The organism is Rhizobium ecuadorense (genome assembly GCF_001187535.1).
Taxonomy (GTDB): domain Bacteria; phylum Pseudomonadota; class Alphaproteobacteria; order Rhizobiales; family Rhizobiaceae; genus Rhizobium; species Rhizobium ecuadorense.
Genome location: NZ_LFIO01001075.1, coordinates 46745 through 64572, shown reverse-complemented (window position 1 = coordinate 64572; position 17828 = coordinate 46745). Strand labels below are relative to the sequence as shown.

Sequence of the window (17828 nt, the reverse complement as noted above, 5' to 3'; positions counted from 1 at the left end):
TTAAGGATATTTGATATCCTTATGGATAAAAGATATCCTTAATTGCTGGACTGTAAAGCCATTGCAGCCTAGTCTTCCGGCATAAAGCCTATGCGCAAAAGTATGAGGGGGCGGGGATGGATATCGTTTCGGCATTGCGGAGCTTCCAGCGCGTCGTGGAGACGGGCTCGTTTTCGGCGGCTGCACACGATCTCGACGTGACGCAGCCGGCGGTCTCGCGGCAGGTCGCAGCCCTCGAGGGCCATTTCAATACGCGCCTCCTGCACCGCACCACGAGCGGCCTGTCGCTGACGGCGGAGGGGGAACGCATGCTGCCGATGGCTCTAGGGATTCTCGAAGCGGTGGAGGAGCTCGGTGATGCGACCAGCTCTGAGGGCGCGATGGCTTCAGGGAAGGTTAGGCTCAGTGTTCCGGCACCGCTCGGCCTCTATCTCAGCGAGCGGCTCGGCGATTTTCTCGCCGCCCATCCGAAACTGTCCGTCGAGCTGCTCTTCAGGGAACAAAGCTCCGATATGATCGAGGAGCGCCTCGACCTCGAAGTGCGTCTCGGCTCGGTCGCCGACAGCAGCCTCGTCTGTCGCCGGATCGGCTGGACGACGGCCTTCCTCGTCGCGTCTCCCGCCTATCTCGCGCGCAAGGCCGCCCCGCGCACGCCCCGGGATATCAAGGACCATGAATGCCTGTGCTACAACAGGGCCGGCGATGTCGCGACATGGTCGTTCTCCAACGGCTCGGAAGACATTTCGGTTCGGATCTCGCCGCGGCTGACCGCCTGCAGTGCCGTCGCCATTCACAGGGCAGCCATTGCCGGCGCGGGCCTGGCGGTGCTTTCTCACATTATCGCCGTGCCAGACATCGCCGCCGGCCGGCTGATCCCCGTGATGGAGGATTTTCAGCCGAGCCGCCTGCCGATCACCGTCGTCTACCCCTCGCGGCGCAACATGCCGCTGCGCGTCAGGACGGTTCTGGATTTTTTGACCGACGCTATCGGGCAGGACCCGTCGATGTGCGCGAGCGGCATGGACCGGCAGTGGAACGGATGATCGTCCGGCCCAAGCGATTTGCGGTTTTCCGCCTTGCCTAACGCGCGCGAATCCTGCCAAGTCCTGCGATCATGCAATTTGCGCCGCAACAAGACGAAGCCCTCAAGGCTGTTTCGAAATGGCTGAATGAAGGGCGCTCGCCGCTCTTTCGCCTGTTCGGCTATGCCGGAACGGGGAAGACGACGCTTGCCAAGCATTTCGCCGAGAATGTCGACGGCGACGTGCTGTTTGCCGCCTTCACCGGCAAGGCGGCGCAAGTGCTGCGTTCGCGCGGCGCCTCCAACGCCAAAACGATCCATTCGCTGATCTATCGTCCGCGCGGCGAGGAGGCGGTGGAGGACGAGGAAACTGGCAAGACCTCGATCGCGCCGATGTTTTCGATCAACCGGCAAAGCCCGGTCGCCAAGGCGGCGCTGATCATCGTCGACGAATGCTCGATGGTGGACGAGGCGCTCGGCAAGGATCTGATGAGCTTCGGCACGCCGATCCTGGTGCTCGGCGATCCCGGCCAGCTGCCGCCCGTCAGTGGTGGCGGTTACTTCACCAATCAGGATCCGGATTACCTGCTCACCGATATCCACCGGCAGGCGCGCGACAATCCGATCATCAAGCTCGCCATGCAGGTGCGCGAGGGCAACGAGATCATGTATGGCGACTACGGCACCGCCAAGGTGATCTCGAAGAACGAGGTAACGCAGCAACTGGTGCTCGATGCCGACCAGGTGCTGGTCGGCACCAACAGGACGCGGCGCCGCTACAATCAGCGTCTGCGCGAGCTGAAAGGCTTCAATGCCGAATATCCGCAGACCGGCGACAAACTCGTTTGCCTCCGCAATGATCCCGCCAAAGGCCTGCTCAACGGCTCGCTCTGGCAGGTGATGACCTCGTCCAAGGAAACGACCAAACCCGGCATCAATCTGCTGGTCCGGCCCGAAGACGACGACATGGATCGGGGGGCTGCCAAGATCAAGCTCCTGAAACAGGCCTTCGAGGATGTCGAAGGCGAGATCCCCTGGAACACCCGCAAGCGCTACGACGAGTTCGACTATGGCTATGCCCTGACCGTTCACAAGGCGCAGGGCTCGCAATGGAACGACGTTGTGCTCTTCGACGAGAGCTGGGCCTTTCGCGATACGCGGGAACGCTGGCTTTATACCGCGATCACACGCGCGGCGGAGACGCTGACGATCGTGCGCTGACCTCGATCGCGCCTCGCGATCTGGGGCGGGAGACGACGGTGGCGGCCGTCGGGGCACGTATCGGACTATGCCTGCACGATGCCGAGCAGGACGGCTTTGGCGATCGCCTGGAAGCGGTTGTTGGCACGGAATTTCAGGATGATTCCGGCTTCGAGATCCCTGGTCTCATCATGCTTCAGGTCGAGCGCCCGGGCGATTCGCTGAGTGGAATAGCCCTCCGCCATCAGTTCCAGGCAACGCCGCTCCTGCTGGGTCAGGCTTGCACTGTCCTGGTTGTCGTTGAGTGGCGGCTCTTCGATATTGTCGTCGTAATCCAGGAGGTCGCCCACCTGCTGGAGTTGGCGGTGCAGCGTCGACATCTCGGCCGTCAGCTCGCGCTTGCGCACCTGCAGCGCCTCGCGGAACATCGCCTCGGCTTTTTCCTGCGAATCGGCCTTGCGAAGCTCGTCCATCAATTCCTGGATGACGGCGATCGGCATGCCGGTCTCGCGGCAGACGGTGATGACTGCCATGCGCATCACGTCGTCCTGGCCGTAGACCCGCATCAGGCCGATGCGATTGGCAGAAATCAATCCCTTTTCTTCGTAGAAATGCAGGGTCCTGTGCGTAACGCCGAATGCATTGGCCATATCGGCGATCGGCACCGGACCGTCCGGTAGATCCGGCGGCAGCGCGGCCGAAGGCAGAAACCGGTATTTCGACCGGGCCTCCGAAGCGATACCGGCGGCAGCAAACAGGCGTTTGGAACCGTCTGGCATGAACCCTCCTAGGGCATAGTGTTGCACCTCATGCGGATTTGCCAGTTGCTTCCCAGGCGCGGCGAGTGGGGTTTTCCTCTGGGCGTTCTTGTCATTGGGAAAAGAAGCAGTACGCGGCGTACGTTTACGCGATACAATGTCCACGTTATGCGTGAACGATCTTTTTTATAAGTGCTAAAAGTAATCTCTTTTAAATGGGATAGCAACGTAACGACCGGATTTCTGGGTGTGCTGCAGCAAAACATGCGCTGCATTGCAGCGTGGGTCGACCGTCTTCACGGGTGACGGGAATTACTATTTACGGTACGCGGGGAGGGGTAATGCCCCGCCGACAGCAATGTTCATCAACGATCGACATCGCATCCATTTGCGAATCTCGTTGGTCATCTCAGGGCACTTGGCTTAAAAGCAGGGCCTCTGTTTCAGCACCGATGGATATCAGCCATGCCCGCAAAGCTCTCCGTGAACCTCAACGCGATCGCCATGCTGCGCAACCGGCGCGACCTGCCATGGCCGAGCGTCGAAGCGCTCGGGCGAATAGCGCTTGCCGCCGGCGCCAGCGGCCTGACGGTGCATCCGCGCCCCGACCAACGGCACATCCGCTTTTCCGACCTGCCCATCATCCGCAACCTGATCGACGACGAATTCCCCGAGGCCGAGTTCAATATCGAAGGTTATCCGACTGAGGAGTTTTTTGACCTCTGCGCCGGAGCAGCACCGGAGCAGGTGACGTTGGTGCCCGACGATCCCGCGCAGGCGACCTCGGACCACGGCTGGGATTTCCGCAAACATCGGGCGTTTCTGGCCGATGCCGTCGCGCGGCTGAAGACGATGGGATGCCGGGTCTCGCTGTTTGCCGACGGAGACGGGGATGCTGAAGCCGTCGAGATCGCCAAGGCCGTCGGCGCCGACCGGATCGAACTTTATACCGGCCCCTATGGCGGCTGCTACGACGCGCCGGAACGGGCGGCCCCGATCCTCGAAGCACTCGGCCGGACAGCGGATGCGGCGCTGGCGATCGGCCTCGCCGTCAATGCCGGGCACGACCTGACGGTCGCAAACCTGCCTGATCTGGTGAAGCGCATTCCAGCGCTTGCCGAGGTTTCGATCGGCCATGGGCTGACAGCCGATGCGCTTGAGTATGGCATGGCCGAGACGGTGCGGCGGTTCTGCCGGGCGTGCGGGCAGGCGGTTTAAGAATAGTCGATGCTGTTCCCCTCTTCTCCCCAGCGGGGAGAAGGTGGCCCGAAGGGTCGGATGAGGGGGCCGCACGGCACACTAGTCATTGCCCTTCGCTGGCGCTCAGCGCATTCGCTCCTGTCGTCGCTCACCCCCTCATCTGCCTGCCGGCATCTTCTCCCCGCTGGGGAGAAGGGGTGCGTAGCAACGCCTCGCTCCAATTCCGCTTACAATGAAACCCTCTCTCCGCAGAAGCGGAAAGAGGGCCTCGCAAGCCACTGCCCTCAGTGACCGCTATCCAAAGCAGCCTTCTGCTCGACAAAGAACTCCTTCAGCGATTGTGGCTGTTTGCCCGTCAGCTTGGTGAAATCCCCCGTGACGATGTCGAACTTGCCGGCGCGGATGTTGGCGTCGGCGGAGACCAGCATGTCGGCGACGAAGCCGGGGAGGCCGGCGCCGCGCATGCCCTGGCCGAGCTGTTCGTCATTGACGTCGACGACCTCGAGCGGCTTGCCGGCGACGTCCGAGATAATGGCGGCGATCTGGCGGTTGTTGAGAGACGCCGCACCGGTCAGCGTGTAGGTGGCGCTTTCCGATGTGCCGGAGGCAAGGGCTGCGGCGATCGCCAGGGCGCAGTCGTCACGCGAGATCGTCGAGACCTTGCCGACGCCCGTGGCGCTGTACCATTTGCCGCCCTGCAGGTTGTGCGGCATGCTATGCATGTAGTTGTCGTGATACCAGGCGTCGCGGATGATCGTGTGAGCGATGCCGCTCGCCTTGATGGCGTTTTCGCTGCCGAGGTGATCCGGCGCGAAGGTGACGAGCGAATCGTCCGGCGATGGCATCGAGGTATAGGCGATGTGCTTGACGCCTGCCTTGACGGCGGCGGCGACGGCCGCCTGGTGCTGGGCAAGACGCTTGCCGGGGGTGTCGAGCGCATCGGTGCTGATGATCAGCAGGCGGTCGACCCCGGCGAAAGCCTTCTCCAGGCCGGCCGCGTCATCGAAATCGGCCTTACGGGTGACGACGCCCTCGCTTGCGAGATCGGCGAGCTTTTCGGGGCTGCGCGTTGCCGCGACGATGTTGCCTGGGGCGACCTTGTAGGTCTCGATCAGGTGATGGATGACACGCTGGCCGAGCTGGCCGGCAGCGCCGGTGACCAGGATTGTTTCGCTCATGGATAGTTCCTTCTGCGTTGGCCTTCTGTGTTGATTGGTGGTCTCAAAAAGAGAGCAGCGCTAGAATAGGAATTGACTTGGTGGTGTAAAGGAGGCAGTTTTTCGGCTCTACGTTACCAAAAGGGAACCAGCTCATGAGCGGCGCGGTCGTCAGTCTGAAGAACAGGATGCCGGGGGCGCGGCGCGAGATCGATCTTGCCGGCCTCGATTTTTCCAATTGCCCGGTCAGGGACATGATGCAGCAGATCGGCGGCAAATGGTCGACGCTGCTGCTCGAAGTGCTGGCGGCCGAGCCCCGTCGCTTCGGCGAGCTGCGGCGGATGCTTCCCGACATTTCCCAACGCATGCTGACGCAGACGCTGCGTGATTTGCAGAGGGACGGTTATATCGCCCGCGAGGTCTTCCCGACCAAGCCGCCGAGCGTCGAATATTCGATGACCGAACTCGGCCGCTCGCTCTACCTGCCGCTGTCGCAGCTGTTGAACTGGGCGGAAGCGAACCACGATGCCGTTCGCGCCGCCCGCTCGCGTTTCGATTCAGCCGACAGCTAGGATGGTGAGAGCCTCTATCACTTCGCGCGGGTAAACAGCGCGCGAAACAGTTCCTCCGAGCGCTGCAACCCTTCGTCGCTCAGAACGACCGACTTGGCCTTGCCCGCCGGATTGGCGATAAAACCCTTCTTGTACAAACGATCCATGACGTCCCAGTCGAAACCTTTCCAGGCGCGATCGCCGTCATGCAGTGTCAGCCAGAGCAAAGCGAGAACGGCATCGTCGATCTTTTCTTCATCCATTTCCATGCCGGAAGCATCCCTGTCACAACCAGAAAATCCTGCGGTTCTCTTATTTTAACCCGCGCATAGTCCCGAAATCGACTCCGATTTTCAGGACTACGCGCGCGACTTTCCTACTTGCTGCGCCCTTCCGTCAGGAACAGCAGGAAGGCGAGCGCCGGGAAGGCGAAGCCGATCCAGGCCGTCATCGTCCAGCCGCCGGTCGCATAGGCCCAGCCGCCGAGCGCCGAGCCGAGGGCGCCGCCGGCAAAGAAGGTCGCCATGAAGAGGCCGTTCAGCCGGCTGCGATGTTCCGGGTTCAGCCCATAGATGGCGCGCTGGCCGCAGACGAGATTGGTGGTCACGCCGAAATCGAGCGTGATCGCCGCCGCGGTCAGAAGGATCAGGGCGGTGAGCGATCCATCGGCGGCGAAATGGCTGATCAGGAAGGAGGCCATGCCGAGCAGCATGGCGATCGTCGAGGCGATCTTGGTCATGCCGTGATCGGCGAGCCGGCCGGCGATCGGCGAGGCGACGGCGCCTGCTGCACCGGCGAGCGCAAAGAGGGCGATGCCGTTCTGCGTCAGGCCGAAGGCCGGGCTCGCGAGCAGCAAGGGCGTCGTCGTCCAGAACAGGCTGAAGGCACCGAACATGCCGGCTTGGTAAAGCGCGCGGCGCTGCAGCACGCGCGAGGTCAGCGCCAGGTGGCCCATGGAAGCGAGCAGCTCGCCGTAGCGCAGCTTCGTCTTCGGCCGGCGGACCGGCAGGTTGGCGCGCAAGACGACGGCGAGCACGATCATCAGCGCTGCGGTGACGTAATAGACCACATGCCAGGAAGAGGCCTCGGCGACGAAGCTGGCGAAGGGGCGCGCCAGCATGATGCCGCAGAGCAGGCCGCTCATGACATTGCCGACGACCTGTCCGCGCGTCGCATCGGGCGCCATGTTGGCGGCGAAGGGAACCAGAACCTGAACGGCGACCGATGACAGGCCGATGCAGAGCGAGGCCGCGAGGAAAGCCGTCGGTGTCGAAGACAGCGCCGCGCCGATCAGCGCAACAGCGGAGACGGCAACCAGCAGCAGCACCAGCCGGCGGTTCTCCGTGAGGTCGCCGAGCGGCACGATCAGCAGCAGGCCGAGGCCGTAGCCGATCTGCGTCAGCGTGACGATCAGGCCGGTTGCGGCCGGCGTGAAGCCGAGCTCGGCGCTGATCGGCCCGGCAAGCGGCTGGCCGTAATAGAGATTGGCGGCCACCAGCCCGCAGGCGGCGGCGAAAAGAAAGGTGAGCCAAGGGGAGAGCGCCCGTGGAATGGCCTTATCAGGCGCGGTGGCTGAAATGCTCATCGGAAACTCCGGTATGATGGAAAGGATTGATCCCAAATCGGTCTGCCGGCGGCCACCCGTTTCCGGGCGCCCAGGGGAATGCCGGCATTCCCCTGGGGGAAATGTCAGGTGACCAGCTTCATCGCGGCTTCGGCAGCGGCGGCCATTTCTTCGCCGCTGCGCTCTGTCTTGCCGATGACGCGCATGCCCTTGGTAAGGCAGAGGAGAGCAAGTGCAGTCGCCGATATATCGAGATCCGCCGAAATCGAGCCGTCGGCCTGGCCGAGGCGGATAAGGTCGGCGAGAAGCGTCTCGTCGGTCGCAAAGGCGGCGGCGACGCGCTCGGCCGCCTCTTCGTCGAAGAGGGCGAGATCGCCGGCGCTGCCGACGACGAGGCAGCCCTGCCTGCCGATCTGCCCGTGCGAGGAGCCGGCAAAGAAGATGACGAGTGCACGCAGCTTGTCGCGGCCGGTTTCGACACGATCGAGTTCGGCTCCGAGCATGCCGCGGCGCACGGCGCGGTAGCGGTCGAAGGCGGCGAGGAAGATGCCGCGCTTGTCGCCGAAGGCCTTGTAGACGCTGCCGGCGGCAAGCCCCATGGCCTCGGTGAGTTCGCTGATCGAGGCGGCATGATAGCCGCGCTCGGAAAAGACGCGCAGCGCCGCATCGAGTGCCGCCTCCGCATCGAATTCCCGCGGGCGTCCGCGACTGCGGGTCTTCTCCTGGAGTGTCGTTGTGTTCATGTCCGCCTAATTAGGAAATGATCGTTTCCAAATCAAGCGAAATTTTGCGACGCAGCAAGTCAGAGGGTGAGGGCCCAGTTTTGGCCGTTGGCCTCCGGACCGAACATTCTATGTCTCTCCTCGGAGACAAGGCGGAAGCCTGATATGACGTAGATGGCGCGGGCGGTCTCCAGCATGTCATTGGTCCAGAGCTGGAGTTCGCTGTAGCCTTTTTGCCTGCAGAAGCGAATGCATTCGTCGACCAGCAACTTGCCGAGCCCGAGCCCGCGGGCTGATTTGTCGACATAGAGCAGCCGCAGTTTGGCGATGCCGTCGCCGCCATTGGTGATGAGGACAGAGCCGACATTGACGCCGCCGCGTTCGGCGATCCAGCAGTATTCCTTTTCGGGATCGAAATTGGCCAGGAATTTGCCGGCGACTTCGGCGACCAACGCCTCGAAACGCAGGTCCCAGCCATATTCCTCGGCATAGAAGCGGCCCTGGCTCTGCACGATCCAGCCGATATCGCCGGCGCGATGGGCGCGGATGACGGCGGGGGCGGGCTTCGCCGCCGGGTCGAGCAGGGCGCGGATCGTGTCCATGGCCGAAACGACGGCTTGCGGCTCGCCGACCGCCAGATTGTCGAAACGGGCGGCGATCTGGGCATTGGCGCGCCGGCCGAGTTCTTCGAACTGCTCGCGTCCCCGATCGGTGACATTGATGATCTGGCTGCGCAGATCGGCCGGATCAGGGCTGGTCTCGATCAACCCTTCCGCGCGAAAGCGCTTGAGGATGCGGCTGAGATAGGCTGGGTCGAGATGCAGGTCGCGGACAAGGGCTGCGGCGCTGATACCGTCATGCGAGCCGATCTCGAAGAGAATGCGGGCATCCGTCAGCGTGAAAGGCGAGTCGAGATAGGCCTTGTTCAGCAGGCCGAGGAAATTCGTGTAGAAGCGGTTGAAATCGCGGGCGGTTTCGATGAGGGCGATATCGCGCATGGTGATCTCCAGATGGAGATCTGGCCAGACCTGATAAGGCTCGCTCCTCGCTCGGCGTCATCCTCGGCCTTGTGCCGAGGATCTGCTGTCCTATCGAACGGAGGCAGATGCTCGGGACAAGCCCGAGCATGACGGAAGAGAGGTTGGCGACTGTCCGCACAGCTGACTAAAATCTCCTGATGGAAACCTTTGTCATGCATTTGGTTGACTGGGTCAACTAAATTAACTGCGCACTCACGCTGCCGCTTCCGTTTCCGCGTCCTCCGCGCCAAGTGCGAACTCGACGGCCGCCCGGGCATGGATCGTGGTCGTGTCGAAGCCCGGCAATGGCAGGCGGTTAGGATCGAGGATCAGGCAGATTTCGGTGCAGCCAAGGATGATGCTGTCGGCGCCGTTATCCATGGCGCGGTCGATGATGTCGATCAGCTTTTCGCGCGAACTGTCGTGCACCCTGCCGGCGCAGAGTTCGTTGAAGATGATGTCGTGCACGGTGGTGCGGTCGGCGGCGTCGGGCACCATGATATCGAGGCCGTGGCTCTTCATGCGGTCTGCGTAGAAGCCGTGCTCCATCGTGTAGCGGGTGGCGAGCAAGAGCGGGCGCTTGCGGCCGGCGGCATGCAGCGATTTCGCCGTCTCGTCGATAATATGGATCAGCGGCACGGATACCTTGGCCGCAACCTCGTCAGCTATCAGGTGCATGGTGTTGGTGCAGATCAGAACGCAGCCGGCGCCTGCCGCCTCCAGGCGTTCCGCCACCTCGCCGAGGCGGCGGGCCGCTCCAGCCCAGTCGCCGGCCTTCTGAAGAGCGACGATCTCCTCGAAATTGACCGAATGCAGGATGAGTTCGGCCGAGGCAAGGCCGCCTTTGCGGGCGCGCACCATCTCGTTGATCAGGCGGTAATAAACCGCCGAACTTTCGAAACTCATGCCGCCGATCAGGCCGATCGTTTCCATCTCTTCATGCTCCTATGCATTGAACTTTCGAAAATGATGCCGCAATGACGGCGCGGGGTGTTTGCGTTGTTTGTCCTTCGTGGAGGATGCATGCTATGATTTTGCGCAATTTCGGCAAATTGCGCAAAATTGGCGCGTAAGGTTCGATTTATACACATGCTGGATGACCGCGACAGACGCATACTCGACATGCTGCAGAGGGATGCAGGCATATCCGTGACCGATCTGGCCGAGCGCGTGGCGCTGTCGGTCTCGGCCTGTTCGCGGCGCATCCAGCGGCTGGAGGAAAGCGGCCATATCCTTCGGCGCATCATCGTGCTCGACCGCGAGCGGATGGGCGTGCCGACGACGGTCTTTGCGCTCGTCAAGACAGCGCATCATTCCGACGAATGGACGGAAACCTTCCGCAGGATCATCGGCGACATCCCGGAGATCGTCGAGGCACACCGGCTGACCGGCAATCACGATTACATCCTGAAGATCGTGCTGCCGCGCGTCGAGCATTACGACGTCATCTATAAGCAGATCGTGCGCAAGCTGGAACTCTTCGACGTTTCGGCGTCGATCTCGATGGAAGAATTGAAACATGGGATGGCGATACCCGTGGGCTATGCCCGGTGATCGTTGCCCAGAACGGGATGATTTCAGGCCAGATCGGCCTAAATATGAATCCTGTTCTACATCAAATAGTTAGGGCATGGCGCCATCAGAAAACCGCTCACATTTTTCGGCATCATGCTCCAGAGGCGAAACCGATAGTTCTCCGCGACATCGATAGCGATTAATGCGTCGCTATATGGAACGTTTTTCGACATACTACGTTCACCTTTGGTTCAGGAGGAGGGGAGGATATTCTCTCCTCTTGGAGGAGTAGAGGAGGACAGTCATGAGAAAGCTAACCGTCGCTGCGTTATGCTTGATCATAGGGATCCCCGGCGTCACGCCGGCTCAGGCATTTCCGGCTATCAATCCACCCAGGATCGAACCTCAGCAGCAGATAGAGCAGGTGCAATGGCGTGGCCGAGGCGGCCACTGGGGTGGCGGCCATCACGGCGGCTATCATCATGGTCATGGATCGGGCTGGGGCTGGGCCTTAGGTGGTCTGGCCGTTGGTACGATCATAGGAGGCGCATTGGCCCAGCCCTATTACGGCTCGTATTACGGCTCGCCATACGGCTATTACGGTCGGCCCTACGGTTACTACGGTCGGCCCTATGGCTATTACGGTGCGCCCTACCGCTATTACGGCCGGCCCTATCGCGCCTATGCATCGTCAGCCTATTATGGAGGCGGCGGGAGCCACGAGGCTTGGTGCTATGCGCGCTATCGTTCGTACAGGGCTTATGACAATACCTTCCAGCCCTATCACGGGCCCCGTCGCCAGTGCGTCGGTTCCTATTGATCGGCGGGTTATGCATCTGCGCTGTGAACTGGTTCCAGGCTGCACCTCAACCGAGGCTCGGCCTGGGCAGCTATAACTCTTTCTGATCTCCGCTCCATAAGCTTCGCCGGACTCGATTACCTGAAAGCCAATAATCCTGAGTGCCCCGACTGCCGTCGGTGGCGCAGGGCAGGCATGCCGAAACGGCGGTTGCAACATTCGCGGCAAAAGCCACATTGGTTTCGAGCGAAATGGCGCAAAAGGGGCAGTGCGTGAGCGATCATCATGTCGTCGTTGTCGGTGGAGGTTTCGGCGGGCTGCAGCTCGTCAACGGGTTGAAGGGGGCGGGTGTGAAGGTCACGCTCGTCGACCGGCGCAATCATCATCTCTTCCAGCCGCTACTCTATCAGGTGGCGACCACCATCCTCTCCACCTCGGAGATCGCCTGGCCGATCCGCCGCCTCTATGCCGACCGGCCCGATGTGACGGTGCTGCTCGGCGAGGTCACCGGTGTCGACAGCGGCGCGAAGACGGTATCTCTCCGCAACGGCATGACTCTGGTTTACGATACGCTGGTGCTGGCGACCGGGGCGACGCATGCGTATTTCGGCCATGACGAATGGGAGCCGGTGGCGCCCGGCCTGAAGACGCTGGAGGATGCGACGACGATCCGCCGGCGCGTGCTGCTCGCCTTCGAAAAGGCCGAGATGGAGAGCGATCCCGCCGTGCGCGAGGCGCTGCTGACCTTCACCATCGTCGGTGCCGGCCCGACCGGCGTCGAGCTTGCCGGCATCATTGCCGAGCTCGCGCATTTCACCCTGCCCAAGGAATTCCGCAACATCGATACGCGCAAGACCCGCGTCGTGCTGGTCGAGGCCGGTTCGCGGGTGCTGCCGACCTTCGCCGAGGAGCTTTCGGCCTATGCTCAGACGGCGCTGGAGAAACTCGGGGTCGAGATCCATCTCGGCAGGCCGGTAACCGACTGCAATGCCGACGGCGTGAATATCGGCGAGACCTTTGTCGCCAGCCGGACGATCGTCTGGGCGGCCGGCGTCACCGCTTCGCCGGCGGCGCGCTGGCTTGACGTGCCGGCCGACCGGGCCGGGCGCGTCGTCGTCGAAAAGGATCTGAGCGCGCCGGGGCTGCCCGACGTTTTCGTCATCGGCGACACGGCCTCGGTCATGCGCGAGGACGGCAAGCCAGTGCCAGGCATTGCACCGGCGGCCAAGCAGCAGGGTGGCTACGTCGCCAAGGTCATTCGCGCCCGCCTGTCCGGCAAGCCCGCACCGGCACCCTTCCGCTACCGGCATCAGGGCAGCCTGGCGACGATCGGCCAGAGTGCGGCGATCATCGATTTCGGCCGGATCAAGCTCAAGGGCTGGATCGCCTGGTGGATCTGGGGCCTTGCCCATATCTACTTCCTGATCGGCACCCGCTCCCGCTTCTCGGTCGCCTGGAGCTGGCTGTGGATCTATCTGAGCGGCCAGCACAGCGCCCGGCTGATCACGCAGCGGGAGACGATGCGGGAGGAGGGGTAGGTGTTTAGTCCCGGCATTTGATGGTGCATTATTTTCCTTGGCATGGAGGGACGCACTATGGGCCGTGTTCTACACGGGAGCGCCACGACGACAGAGGGAAGCCGGAGGACAGCAAGAGAGGGCATGCCGTGGTAGCCCCCTCTGGCCTGCCGGCCATCTCCCCCACAGGTGGGGAGGTTGGCTGGGCGTAAAGGCTTCCCCAAACAATCAGCGTTCAGCGAAGTGAAACGATAGACGGGCCGGACGGGTTGAGCCGCTTGTAATCTCCCCACCTGTGGGGGAGATGCCCGGCAGGGCAGAGGGGGGCGGCCACGGCACGCCGGTACAGGAAGCCGGCCACGGCGCGTTTGCGCCGTGAAGGCATTACTCCCAACCTTGACACATCTCCCCACACCGCCTTAGCATCCCGCCCGCGTCTCCCCACCACCCGGGAATGCCGCATCCAGCCGTATCAACGGATAGAGGTTCCAATGCGCCGAGTCACTTCTCACGAAAATCACATCCGAATTTCTGAGAAGTTGGTGGTTTATGCGCACTTTGAATCTGGGCATCCTCGCCCATGTGGATGCAGGCAAGACTAGCCTTACCGAAAGACTGCTTTTTGACGCCGGAGTCATCGACAAGCTGGGCAGCGTCGATACCGGCAATACACAGACGGATACGCTCGAACTCGAACGGCAGCGCGGCATCACGATCAGGGCCGCGGTGGTGTCGTTTACGATCGGCGGCAGGACCGTCAATCTGATCGACACGCCCGGCCACCCCGACTTCATCGCCGAAGTGGAGCGGGTGCTCGGGTTGCTGGACGCGGCGGTCGTCGTCGTCTCGGCGGTCGAGGGCGTGCAGGCGCAGACGCGTGTGCTGGTGCGGGCGCTGCGGCGGCTCGGCGTTCCATTCGTCTTCTTCGTCAACAAGGTCGATCGCCTCGGCGCCCGGTATGGGGAGGTGATGGAGGCGCTTGCCGCGCAGCTTGCCGTCCGGCCGATCGCCATGTCTTCGGTCATCGATGCCGGCAGCAAGCTTGCCCGGGTGGAGGCCCTGGACCCGGGACGCGAGCCGCTCTTTTCGGCGCTCTGCGAGGCGCTCGGGGAAAACGACGAAGCGCTGCTCGACGACTATGTGCTCGCCCCGGAACGCCTGACGCGGGAAAGGCTCAGCCGCGCTCTGGCCGATCAGGCGGCGCGCAGCCTGGTGCATCCCGTCTTCGCCGGCGCGGCCATGACCGGCGCCGGCGTGCCCGCGCTGGCCTCGGCCATTGCGGCGATCTTGCCCGAGCAACATCCCGATCCGGATGGGCCGGTCGCCGGCAAGATCTTCAAGATCGAGCGCGGCTGGGGTGGCGAGAAGCAGTGTTATGTGTATCTGACATCCGGCACGGTGCGGCTGCGGCAATATCTCGATCTGCCGAAAGGCCCGGAAAGAGTAACCGCAATCCAGCTCTTCGGGCGCGGGCGCAGTCATGCCGCCGAGAGCTTTGGCGCCGGACAGATCGCGCGCCTCAGCGGACTTTCCGGGGCCCGGATCGGCGATGCGGTGGGTGGCGATCCGGGTGCGACCGGAAGGGTTCACTTCGCGCCGCCGACGCTAGAAACCCGCGTCCTTGCGCGGCGGCCTTCGGACAGGGCGGCGCTGTGGCTGGCGTTGAGCCGGATGGCCGAACAGGATCCGCTGATCAACCTGCACCGGAACGAAGAGACCGACGAGGTCTTCGTATCGCTCTACGGCGAGGTGCAGAAGGAGGTGATCCAAGCGACGCTGCTGACGGATTTCGGCCTCGAGGCGAGCTTCGAGGAAAGCACGGTCATTCTGGCCGAGAGGCCGGCGGCAACCGGAACCGGCCTGCAGATCCTCTTCAAGGAGCCCAATCCGTTTCTCGCCACCGTCGGCCTGCGGGTCGAACCGCGTCCTGCCGGGACGGGCAACAGCTTTGCGCTCGAGGTGGATGTCGGCCAGATGCCGGTCGCCTTCTACCGGGCGGTCGAGGCGACCGTGTTCGAAACGCTGAAGCAGGGCATTTTCGGCTGGCAGGTCATCGATTGCCATGTGGCTATGACGGCGGCGCGTCATAGCTCGCCGGCCAGCACCGCCGCCGATTTCCGGCAACTGACCTCCTGGGTGCTGGCATCGGCGCTCTCGGCCGCGCAAACTGTCCTCTGCGAACCTTTCGACCGCTTTCACTTGGAAGCGCCTGCCGAGAGCCTGAGCAGCGTGGTGACTCTGTTGGCGAAATCCGCTGCGGCGACGTCGGGTTCCGTGATCGCCGATGGCGTGGCGCGGCTCGAAGGCACTTTGGCGTCTCAGATGGTTCAAAGCGTCCAGCAGCAATTGCCGGGCCTGACGAGCGGGGCAGGGACGATGGAAACCGCTTTCGATCACTATGCCCCTGTGGCCGGGCCACCGCGCCTGCGCCGGCGCTCCGGGCCTGATCCATTCAACCCGGTCGAATATCTGTTGCGGCTGCGGGGGAGTGCGGCGGGCGTGTCGTGAGGCGATCAAGAAGTCCGCGTAAGTAGAGAGTGGCGGCCCCCGAAGGAGCCGCCTCTCATTCCTCAAGCAGCCAGTGAGGCGATATCGATGACGAAGCGGTAGCGGACGTCGCTCTTCAGGACGCGTTCATAAGCCTCGTTGATGTCCTGGATCTTGATCTTCTCGATCTCGGAGACGATGTTGTGCTTGCCGCAGAAGTCGAGCATTTCCTGGGTTTCCTTGATCGAGCCGATCATCGAGCCCGCAAGGCTCTTGCGCCCGCCGATGACCGAGAAGGCGTGGACCGGAACCGGGTGCTCGGGAACGCCGACCAGAACCATTGTGCCGTCAGACTTCAACAGGTTGAGATAGGCGTTCCAGTCGATCGCCGTGCCGACCGTGTTGATGATGAGGTCGAAGCTGCCGGCGAGCTTGGTGAAGGTCTCGGCGTCGCTCGTTGCATAATAGTCCTTGGCGCCGAGCTTGAGGCCGTCTTCCTTCTTCGACAGCGACTGGGAGAGGACGGTGATGTCGGCACCCATGGCAGCACCGATCTTCAAGCCCATATGGCCGAGACCGCCCATGCCGACGATCGCGATCTTCTTGCCGGGACCGGCTTTCCAATGCGCGAGCGGCGAATAGAGCGTGATACCGGCGCAAAGCAGCGGGGCACCGGAATCGAGCGGAATATTGTCGGGGAAGCGCAGCACATAACCTTCCTTGACGACGATCGAGTCGGAATAGCCGCCGAAGGTCGGGGTCGTGCCATCGGCTTCGTAGCCATTATAGGTCGGGACGAGGCCCGGCAGGAAGTGCTCGTAGTCCAGATCACGCGCGGCGCAGCCGACGCAGGAATCGACGAAGCAGCCGACGCCGACGCGGTCGCCGACCTTAAATTGCGTGACCTTGGAGCCGACGGCGGAAACGACGCCGGCGACCTCGTGGCCAGGTACCATCGGGAATATGGAATTGCCCCACTCGTTGCGGGCCTGGTGAATGTCGGAGTGGCAGACGCCGCAATATTGAACTGCGATGACGACGTCGTCATCGTTGGGTTCGCGGCGCTCGAAGGTGAAGGGGGTCAGCGGTTGCGACGCGTCGGTTGCGGCATAGCCTTTTGCGATAGCCATCTGAAGCTTCCTTTGGGTTGGGAGGGGTTGAGCGTGATGGCGGACTATTGCCCGGATGTTGGCAAAGGCGTTAGAGCGATCCTCTCAGCTTCTTGCACGATCCTGCAAAAGTGCGGCGCCCACCTGTTTGCGAAATCGCAAAGGCACTCTAGATAAGGGCGGTAGCGTCGGCATCAGACAGCTGACAGAAAGAGTTGCCGCATGACTTTGCCTTTCAGCCCCTACCAGGAAATCGTCGACATCGCGATGCGCTTCGCGCCTGGCGACGGCGAGTTCTCGACTACAATCGGCAATCTTCACGTCAGCCGCCGGTCCAGGCCCAGCGATCCCTCGTACAGTAGCTACCGGCCCTGTTTTGGCTTCGTGCTGCAGGGGGCCAAGAGCCTGCAACTCGGCACTGAGCTTATCAGCTACGGGACGGGGGACTATCTGCTCACCTCGCTCGACCTGCCGGTCGCCTGGCGCGTCACGGAGGCAAGCCCCGAGGTCCCGCATCTCTGCCTGGGGCTGGCGATCGATTCCGAAAAGCTATTGGAACTGCTCAGCCGCATCGATATTCCCCGCCCGGCTGCTCATACCGACGGGCAGCGCGGCCTGGTGGTGAACGTCGCGCCGCCGGAGCTTATGGATGCTGCCGTCCGGCTGCTGCGTTTGCTCGATCGTCCAGGCGATATTCCTGCCATGGCGCCGCTGATCGAGCAGGAAATTCTCTACCGGGTGCTGACCGGGCCGCATGGCGCCCGTCTGATCAACATCGCCACGTCGGACAGCCACAGCAACAGGATCGCGCGCGCCGTCGCCTGGCTGAAGGAGAATTTCGCCCGGCCGCTGCGGATCGAAGATCTTGCCGACCGCGTCAACATGAGCGTCTCGTCCTTCCATCACCACTTCAAATCGGTCACGGCGCTGACGCCGGTGCAGTATCAGAAGCAGCTCCGCCTGCATGAAGCGCGCCGGCTGATGTTCGTCGAGCGTCTCGATGCCGGCACGGCCGGTCATCGCGTCGGCTATCAGAGCCCGTCGCAGTTCAGCCGCGAATACAGCCGCCTCTACGGCGCTTCGCCGGCTCGCGATGTCGACGGCGTGCGCGAGATCATCGCGGCGGAATAGCTCGGGGGCGCTCAGGGGCTGCCATCCAGCCATTAAAGGATGTTTGACGTTTCCCGGCTAGGCTGGCGCCATCAATCA

General features: G+C 62.6%; 17 protein-coding genes. 9 read left to right on the top strand and 8 right to left on the bottom strand.

Going from position 1 to position 17828, the window contains the following annotated elements:
* The first annotated feature begins 116 nt into the window (after positions 1–116).
* Together AF337_RS20740 and AF337_RS20735 are read left to right on the top strand one after the other, a co-directional pair.
* Positions 117–1043, top strand: a complete 927-nt coding sequence (locus AF337_RS20740) for a LysR family transcriptional regulator (protein WP_049733571.1) — start codon at positions 117–119, stop codon at positions 1041–1043.
* 71 nt (positions 1044–1114) lie between these two features.
* Positions 1115–2242: an ATP-dependent DNA helicase gene (locus AF337_RS20735; protein ID WP_049733570.1), complete on the top strand. Its 1128-nt coding sequence runs from the start codon at positions 1115–1117 to the stop codon at positions 2240–2242.
* A 65-nt stretch (positions 2243–2307) separates the two neighbouring features.
* Here AF337_RS20735 and AF337_RS20730 read toward each other — a convergent pair whose 3' ends face one another.
* Positions 2308–3000, bottom strand: a complete 693-nt coding sequence (locus tag AF337_RS20730; protein WP_049733569.1) for a MerR family transcriptional regulator — start codon at positions 2998–3000, stop codon at positions 2308–2310.
* Positions 3001–3444: 444 nt separating this feature from the next.
* Between AF337_RS20730 and AF337_RS20725 the strand changes: the two genes are divergently transcribed.
* On the top strand, positions 3445–4197 hold the full coding sequence (locus tag AF337_RS20725) for a pyridoxine 5'-phosphate synthase (protein WP_049733568.1): 753 nt from the start codon (positions 3445–3447) through the stop codon (positions 4195–4197).
* A 266-nt stretch (positions 4198–4463) separates the two neighbouring features.
* On the opposite strand, the gene AF337_RS20720 is transcribed toward AF337_RS20725, so the two are convergent.
* The gene (locus tag AF337_RS20720; RefSeq protein WP_049733567.1) at positions 4464–5357 is read right to left on the bottom strand and encodes an SDR family oxidoreductase; all 894 of its coding nucleotides are present in this window, start codon (positions 5355–5357) and stop codon (positions 4464–4466) included.
* 134 nt (positions 5358–5491) lie between these two features.
* Between AF337_RS20720 and AF337_RS20715 the strand changes: the two genes are divergently transcribed.
* Positions 5492–5908, top strand: a complete 417-nt coding sequence (locus tag AF337_RS20715; protein WP_003593493.1) for a winged helix-turn-helix transcriptional regulator — start codon at positions 5492–5494, stop codon at positions 5906–5908.
* Positions 5909–5925: 17 nt separating this feature from the next.
* Here AF337_RS20715 and AF337_RS20710 read toward each other — a convergent pair whose 3' ends face one another.
* From AF337_RS20710 to AF337_RS20690, 5 genes are all read right to left on the bottom strand, one after another.
* Positions 5926–6156, bottom strand: a complete 231-nt coding sequence (locus tag AF337_RS20710; protein WP_049733566.1) for a DUF6429 family protein — start codon at positions 6154–6156, stop codon at positions 5926–5928.
* Positions 6157–6263: 107 nt separating this feature from the next.
* Complete coding sequence (locus tag AF337_RS20705; protein WP_049733565.1) at positions 6264–7472, bottom strand: MFS transporter; 1209 nt, start codon at positions 7470–7472, stop codon at positions 6264–6266.
* Between the two features lie 104 nt (positions 7473–7576).
* Positions 7577–8194: a TetR/AcrR family transcriptional regulator gene (locus AF337_RS20700; RefSeq protein WP_049733564.1), complete on the bottom strand. Its 618-nt coding sequence runs from the start codon at positions 8192–8194 to the stop codon at positions 7577–7579.
* Between the two features lie 59 nt (positions 8195–8253).
* Complete coding sequence (locus AF337_RS20695; protein WP_049733563.1) at positions 8254–9171, bottom strand: bifunctional helix-turn-helix transcriptional regulator/GNAT family N-acetyltransferase; 918 nt, start codon at positions 9169–9171, stop codon at positions 8254–8256.
* A 234-nt stretch (positions 9172–9405) separates the two neighbouring features.
* Complete coding sequence (locus tag AF337_RS20690; RefSeq protein WP_049733562.1) at positions 9406–10125, bottom strand: aspartate/glutamate racemase family protein; 720 nt, start codon at positions 10123–10125, stop codon at positions 9406–9408.
* 156 nt (positions 10126–10281) lie between these two features.
* On the opposite strand from AF337_RS20690, the gene AF337_RS20685 reads away from it, so the two are divergent.
* The 4 genes from AF337_RS20685 (at position 10282) to AF337_RS20675 (ending at position 15531) form a co-directional block, all read left to right on the top strand.
* Positions 10282–10746, top strand: coding sequence for an Lrp/AsnC family transcriptional regulator (locus AF337_RS20685; protein ID WP_049733561.1), 465 nt, complete (start codon positions 10282–10284; stop codon positions 10744–10746).
* Between the two features lie 265 nt (positions 10747–11011).
* Positions 11012–11527: a BA14K family protein gene (locus AF337_RS40695; protein WP_082336840.1), complete on the top strand. Its 516-nt coding sequence runs from the start codon at positions 11012–11014 to the stop codon at positions 11525–11527.
* 251 nt (positions 11528–11778) lie between these two features.
* A complete protein-coding gene (locus tag AF337_RS20680; protein WP_049733712.1) occupies positions 11779–13044 on the top strand; it encodes an NAD(P)/FAD-dependent oxidoreductase in 1266 nt (421 codons plus the stop codon).
* 528 nt (positions 13045–13572) lie between these two features.
* Complete coding sequence (locus tag AF337_RS20675; protein ID WP_049733560.1) at positions 13573–15531, top strand: elongation factor G; 1959 nt, start codon at positions 13573–13575, stop codon at positions 15529–15531.
* 62 nt (positions 15532–15593) lie between these two features.
* Here the strand turns inward: AF337_RS20675 and AF337_RS20670 are convergent, their stop codons facing one another.
* Positions 15594–16640 carry an NAD(P)-dependent alcohol dehydrogenase gene (locus tag AF337_RS20670; protein WP_049733559.1) on the bottom strand — a complete coding sequence of 349 codons (1047 nt, stop codon included), beginning with the start codon at positions 16638–16640 and terminating at the stop codon, positions 15594–15596.
* 201 nt (positions 16641–16841) lie between these two features.
* On the opposite strand from AF337_RS20670, the gene AF337_RS20665 reads away from it, so the two are divergent.
* Positions 16842–17750: an AraC family transcriptional regulator gene (locus AF337_RS20665; RefSeq protein ID WP_049733558.1), complete on the top strand. Its 909-nt coding sequence runs from the start codon at positions 16842–16844 to the stop codon at positions 17748–17750.
* Positions 17751–17828 lie beyond the last annotated feature (78 nt).